This is a genomic window from Bartonella sp. PS17NMGDW (assembly GCF_042193555.1).
Classification (GTDB): Bacteria; Pseudomonadota; Alphaproteobacteria; order Rhizobiales; family Rhizobiaceae; genus Bartonella; species Bartonella grahamii.
The window spans coordinates 1-570 of record NZ_JBHILY010000094.1; the positions used below are offsets into that span (position 1 = coordinate 1).

Consider the following 570-nt stretch of genomic DNA (forward strand, 5'->3'; position numbering starts at 1 on the left):
CTTAAAACAACAAGCGGATTGGTTACCGAAATAATCAGTCTTCTGTGCATTAAAGACTTTGACTCATTATATGCTACACGCATATAATAGCTTTGTCGGGTGTGGTTACGCTATACAATACCCTTTCGGGGGAAAGGCATAACGACGGGCTTGTTGCCGTGTTTTTCAGCACCCGGCATTTTTATAAAAAATGTCAATGAAAAACGTCTAACAACAAGGAGTTCTCATGAATACTCTTATTCCAATATCGGAACAAATCATTGATCAGGAAACTGTTCAAACTGTTAACGCTCGTGATTTGCATACGTTTTTGAAGGTAACATCTCGTTTTAACGATTGGATTATTAATCGTATTAAAGAATATGGTTTCCTAGAAAATAAGGACTTTGCGAGTTTTACTAAAAATTTAGTAAAACCTAAAGGCGGTCGTCCAAGTACAGAATATCACATCACTTTAGACATGGCGAAAGAGCTCTCAATGGTGGAACGTAACGAGAAAGGACGTCAAGCACGCCGTTACTTTATTGAGTGTGAAAAGAAACTGAGAAACCAATCTGTTGATTATGATCG

Annotated in this window: 1 protein-coding gene; it reads left to right on the plus strand. The window is 37.7% G+C overall.

The genetic code is table 11. The features are described from left to right. Positions 1-226: 226 nt before the first annotated feature. On the plus strand, positions 227-570 hold a 344-nt coding region (locus tag ACFIJK_RS09460; RefSeq protein WP_375627606.1), incomplete at its 3' end, for an antA/AntB antirepressor family protein.